At 71.7% G+C, this 4,926-nt stretch carries 5 protein-coding genes; 3 read left to right on the top strand and 2 right to left on the bottom strand.

Annotation, left to right across the window (positions count from 1 at the left end; translation table 11 throughout):
- Window positions 1-1,254: chloride channel protein (locus tag VJR25_RS08535; protein ID WP_324114548.1), on the top strand; the 1,254-nt coding region annotated here is incomplete at its 5' end.
- Between the two features lie 4 nt (window positions 1,255-1,258).
- Here VJR25_RS08535 and VJR25_RS08530 read toward each other — a convergent pair.
- The gene (locus VJR25_RS08530) at window positions 1,259-2,077 is read right to left on the bottom strand and encodes an aldo/keto reductase (protein WP_324114546.1); all 819 of its coding nucleotides are present in this window, start codon (window positions 2,075-2,077) and stop codon (window positions 1,259-1,261) included.
- A 24-nt stretch (window positions 2,078-2,101) separates the two neighbouring features.
- Complete coding sequence (locus VJR25_RS08525) at window positions 2,102-2,968, bottom strand: LLM class F420-dependent oxidoreductase (protein ID WP_324114544.1); 867 nt, start codon at window positions 2,966-2,968, stop codon at window positions 2,102-2,104.
- 93 nt (window positions 2,969-3,061) lie between these two features.
- Between VJR25_RS08525 and VJR25_RS08520 the strand changes: the two genes are divergently transcribed.
- Both VJR25_RS08520 and VJR25_RS08515 read left to right on the top strand, forming a co-directional pair.
- On the top strand, window positions 3,062-4,171 hold the full coding sequence (locus VJR25_RS08520; RefSeq protein WP_324114542.1) for a C45 family peptidase: 1,110 nt from the start codon (window positions 3,062-3,064) through the stop codon (window positions 4,169-4,171).
- Window positions 4,172-4,204: 33 nt separating this feature from the next.
- On the top strand, window positions 4,205-4,926 hold a 722-nt coding region (locus tag VJR25_RS08515; RefSeq protein WP_324114540.1), incomplete at its 3' end, for a cation:proton antiporter.

The following is a 4,926-nucleotide window of genomic DNA, read 5'->3' as shown; positions in this document are numbered from 1 at the left end:
AAGCCGGTCTCGGCGGCGGTGAGCATCGGGACCGGTGGTCCGTTCGGCGCGGAGGGGCCCATCATCATGACCGGGGGCGCGCTCGGCTCGCTGCTGGCCCAGCTGCTCAAGCTCAGTGCGGACGAACGCAAGGCACTGCTGGTCGCGGGAGCCGTCGGCGGTATGGCGGCGACGTTCAACTCGCCGCTGGCCGCGGTGCTGCTCGCGGTCGAGCTGCTGCTGTTCGAATGGCGCCCGCGCAGCTTCGTGCCGGTCGTGGCCGCCGTCGGAAGCGCCACCATCGTGCGCGGGTTCCTGCTCGGCACCGCACCCGTCTTCCCGGTCGCCGCGCCGCCCCTCCACCTCACCCCGCTCGTCTGCCTGTGCGCCGCGGCGGTCGGACTCTCCGGTGGCATCCTCGCCGTCGCGGCCACGTGGCTCGTCTACAAGGCCGAGGACGGCTTCAACCGGCTCCCGTTCCACTGGATGTGGTGGCCGGCGATCGGCGGCCTCGTCATCGGCGTCGGCGGTCTCATCGAACCCCAGGCGCTCGGCGTCGGCTACGACGTCATCGACGAGCTGCTGACCGGCCGCGCGACGATGTCGCTGATCATCGGCATCCTGATCGTCAAGACGCTCATCTGGTCGTTGTCGCTCGGGTCGGGGACCTCGGGCGGCGTGCTGGCACCGATGTTCATGGTGGGCGGCGCGCTCGGCGCGCTGGAGGGCACCCTGCTGCCCGACGTCATGCCCGGCTTCTGGGCGCTCTGCGGACTCGCGGCGGTGCTCGGCGGCGTCATGCGCTCGCCGCTCACGGGAGTGGTCTTCACCCTCGAGCTCACTCATGCCTGGGGCACGGTGCTGCCACTGCTCCTGGCGTCGACAGCGGCGTACGCGCTCTCCGTGCTCGTGCTGAAGCGGTCCGTGCTCACCGAGAAGATCGCGCGCCGCGGGCTGCACCTCACCCGGGAGTACTCGACCGATCCGCTGGAGACGTTCTTCGCCAAGGATGTGATGCATCCCGTGCCGGCCGCTACGGAGCGCCCGGGTATGTCGGACGAGTCCGCGGTGGAGGTGCGACCCGAGACGACCCTGCGCACGGTCGCCTACCTGTTCGCGGAATACGACGCCACCGACGCGGTGGTGATCGGGCCCGGGGGAGATATGCTCGGCACGGTCGGGATCCGGGATCTGCTGTCGGCACGTCTCCACGACCTCACCGAAGAGCACCACCGCTCCCGCACCCTCCTCAACCGCAGGCCGAGCGGAGGCTGATCGGTCAGAGCATCTCGAGCGGCTCCGGGCGTCTCGGGGCGGGGAAGCGCGCGTCGATCGCCGCGAGCACATCGGCACCGAGCTCGAGGTCCAGCGCGGCCACGTTCTCGGCGGTGTGCGCGGGGGATGCCGCCTTCGGGATCGCCAGCACGTCGCCGCCGCGCACCGCCCAGGCCAGCAGCAGCTGAGCGGTCGTCACGCCCGCATCGGCGGCGATCGCGCCGAGACGGCGGTCGGCCAGCAGACGGGCCTGCTCCAGCGGCGAATACGCCATCGCCGGGATGCGCCGCCCCTGCAGCATCGGCAGCAGGTCGAACTCGACGCCGCGCCGGGACGGGTTGTAGAGCACCTGGTCGGTCGCGGGCGACCCCGGCAGGTCGGCCAGGTCGTCCACGTCGAGATTGCTCACACCCCACTGGCCGATGAGGCCCTCGGCGACGAGCTGCTCGAACACGTCGACGGTCGCCTCCAGCGGCACGTTTCCGCGCCAGTGCAGCAGATACAGGTCGAGCCGGTCCGTGCCGAGCCGCCGCAGGGATGCCTCGAGCGCCTCCCTGGTGCCCCGGGCATCCGCGTTCCAGGGCAGCACCTTGCTCACCAGGAAGACCTCGTCGCGCCGGCCGCGGATCGCCTCGCCGACCAGCTCTTCGCTGCGCCCGTCACCGTACATCTCCGCCGTGTCGACCACCGTCAGGCCGGCATCAAGCCCCGCCCGCAGAGCCGCGATCTCGTCGTCCCGTCGGGCGGGGGAGTCGCCCAGATACCAGGTGCCCTGACCGATCGCGGGGAGGACCCGGCCGTTCGGGAAGGTGATCGTCCGCATTCCTGCGACGCTACGGCATCCGGCTCACAGCTCGGCGAGACGGGGTACGACATCGGCGGCGAGGCGCTCCGTCCACCCGACCTGGTCGTTCGGGCGCACGCCCATCACCACGAGGTCGATGCCGAGCTTCGCCCACTGCTCGGCCTGGGCGAGGTACTCGTCGGCGAACGGGTCGAGGCGCGTGGTGATGATCTGCTTCTCGATCGCGTCGTAGTCGGTGCCGACCGTGTCGCAGTGCCGACGCAGCACGTCGAGCAGGTGCGCGACGGCCTCCGGTTCGAAGGCGGTGAGGTTGACGATCTGCGCGTACTGCGCCGCGATGCGCAGCGTCTTGCGCTCGCCCTTGCCGCCGATCATGATCGGCGGGTGCGGCCGGGTCACGGGCTGCGGCGAGTTGAGCGTCTCCGCCAGGCGGTAGTGCGCGCCGTCGTACCGCGCCGTGTCCGCGCCCCACATCTGCAGCACGATCTGAAGGGCCTCCTCGAGGCGCTCGAAGCGCTCGGAGATCGCCGGGTACGGCACGCCGAGCGCGTCATGCTCCCGCTCGTACCACGCGGCGCCGATGCCGAGGAACGACCGGCCGCCGCTCAGCACGTCGAGGGTCGTCGCGATCTTCGCGAGCAGGCCCGGATGCCGGTAGGTCACGCCGGACACGAGCGGCCCGATCCGCATGCGGGAGGTCTGGCCGGCGACGAAGCCGAGGGTCGTGTACGCCTCGAGCATGGGATCCTCGGCGGGACCGGCGGTGTCCATCTGGAACCAGTGGTCCATGACGGTGAACTGGTCGAAGCCGCCGGCCTCGGCCACCTGCGCGGTGCGCGTGACGAGTGGGGCGAGATCGGCGGAGGTTCCGGGGGCGGTGTAATTCCAGAGGTGGATGCCGGAGCGCATGGGGTCAGGCTACGCCCGCAGGTCGTGCTCAGGCCCCGATGTTATGTTGAGCGGATACCCAATAAAGTTCCCGCCCGAAACAGGAGCAACCCCGTGTCCTTCCCCCGACCCGACACCCGACTGCATGTGAGCACGACCGCCCCCGATCCCGAAGAGCGTGGCCGCCAGCGCGGAGCAGCGCTCGCCGGCATCCTTCCCGGCGCGATCGACGCGTATGACCGGCTCTTCGCGGCCGGCGGACTGACGACCGCGACGGTGCGCTCCGACGCCGCCCGCGCGCTCGACACGATCGCCGCGCACCGCACCGGACTGGCCGAGCAGATCGTGGGCGTCGCCGAGGCCGCCGGGGTCGACGTGTGGCGGGTCGCCGCGCTGAACGCACGCACCGAGATCCTCGCCCGCAGCCGTACCGTGCCCCCAGGCGAGTGCTCGACCATCGTGCGCGCCCTGCCCGGCGCCGACGGGACCCGCAACGTCGGCGTGCAGACCTGGGACTGGCACGCAGAGCTCAGCGACTACTGGCACACGCTCGACGCCGGCGGCGGCGCGCACCGCTATGCCGGCATCACCGAGGACGGCATCCTCGCCAAGATCGGCGTGAACAGTGCCGGCGTCGCGCTGCACTTCAACATCCTCGGCCACGCGCAGGACGCGATCGGCGGCATCCCGATGCACGTGCTCGCCGCCCTCGTGCTCGAAGAGGCGGAGGATGCCGCGCACGCCGTCGAGCTGGTGCGCGAGGCGCCGATCTCGTCGTCCGGCTCGTTCCTGATCTTCGACCGCGACCGGGCCGTGCTGCTCGACCTCAGCCCGGTCGGCGTGTTCGAGGCGCCGGCCGCCCTGCCGGACACCCGTGTGCGCACCAACCACTTCCTCACCGCGCCTCCGGCGGCCGCCGAGAAGGCGGCCTACCAGCCGGACTCCGGCGAGCGCTATGCGTTCCTGCTCGGGCGCCTCGCGGCATCCGCACCGCAGACCCCCGAGGCCCTGCTCACTCAGCTGGTGACGGGCGAGGGGGAGCCGGCGCTCACGTGCGTGCCCAAGGAGGATGCGGTGCTCGGCGACCGCTGGGCGAGCCTCGCCACCGTGATCCTCGATCCCGCCGAACACGAGGCGCGGGTGCTCGACGGCACGCCGGCGGAGCATGCGACCCGCCCCTGGCACACCTTGCGGGCCACCGAGGACGCACTCGCGCTCGTCTGACCCGACCGGCACGCGGTGGGCTAGCGTTTCGCTGTGACCTTCGCGACGCTCGCGCTCATCGTGCTGGCCGGACTCGTCGGCCCGGCGCTGAGCGCGCGCGGGTCGTGGCACATCCCGGTCGTGATCGGCGAGCTGTTCGCGGGCCTCGTCATCGGGGTCTCCGGCTTCCACCTGGTCGACCCGGCGGATCCGACGCTGTCGATGTTCGCCGAGATCGGCTTCGGCCTCACGATGGTGGTCATCGGATCGCACATCCCCGTGCGGGACGCCGCGGTGCGCGCAGCGATCGGGGGCGGTCTCGTCGGGGCGCTGGCCGTGGGTGTGGTCGCGGCCGGGCTGGGCGTGGGCATCGCGGCCCTCGTGGGGTCGGGCCACGCGGCGCTGTACGGGGTGCTGCTGGCATCCTCGTCGGCGGCGCTCGTGCTGCCGATGCTGCAGTCGCTCGGGATCTCGGCGCAGGCCGTGCCCCGACTGGTCGCCCAGATCGCGGTGGCGGACATCGCCTGCATCGTCGCGCTGCCGCTCGTGATGGAGCCCTCCCGGGTTCTCGGGACCGCACTCGGCGCCCTCGCCATCACGGTGCTCGCCGTGGTCGCGGGCGTCGCCGTCTCCGTCATCTCGCGCACCGGCGTGCGCGCCCGCATCCACGAGTTCTCGGAGCGACGCCGGTTCGCCCTCGAGCTGCGGGTCAGCCTGCTGGTGCTGTTCGTGCTGGCCGCGATCGCCCAGTTCACCCATGTCTCGGTGATGATCGC

The organism is Microbacterium sp., assembly GCF_035277845.1.
Taxonomy (GTDB): domain Bacteria; phylum Actinomycetota; class Actinomycetes; order Actinomycetales; family Microbacteriaceae; genus Microbacterium.
The sequence above is the reverse complement of the archived record's forward strand: the minus strand, read 5'-3'. Positions and strand labels throughout refer to the sequence as shown.

What these genes read in the sequence shown, in the direction of transcription:
- VJR25_RS08530 (WP_324114546.1), bottom strand. Translation starts at nt 2,077, where the DNA reads ATGCGGACGATCACCTTCCCGAACGGCCGGGTCCTCCCCGCGATCGGT.
- VJR25_RS08525 (WP_324114544.1), bottom strand. Translation starts at nt 2,968, where the DNA reads ATGCGCTCCGGCATCCACCTCTGGAATTACACCGCCCCCGGAACCTCC.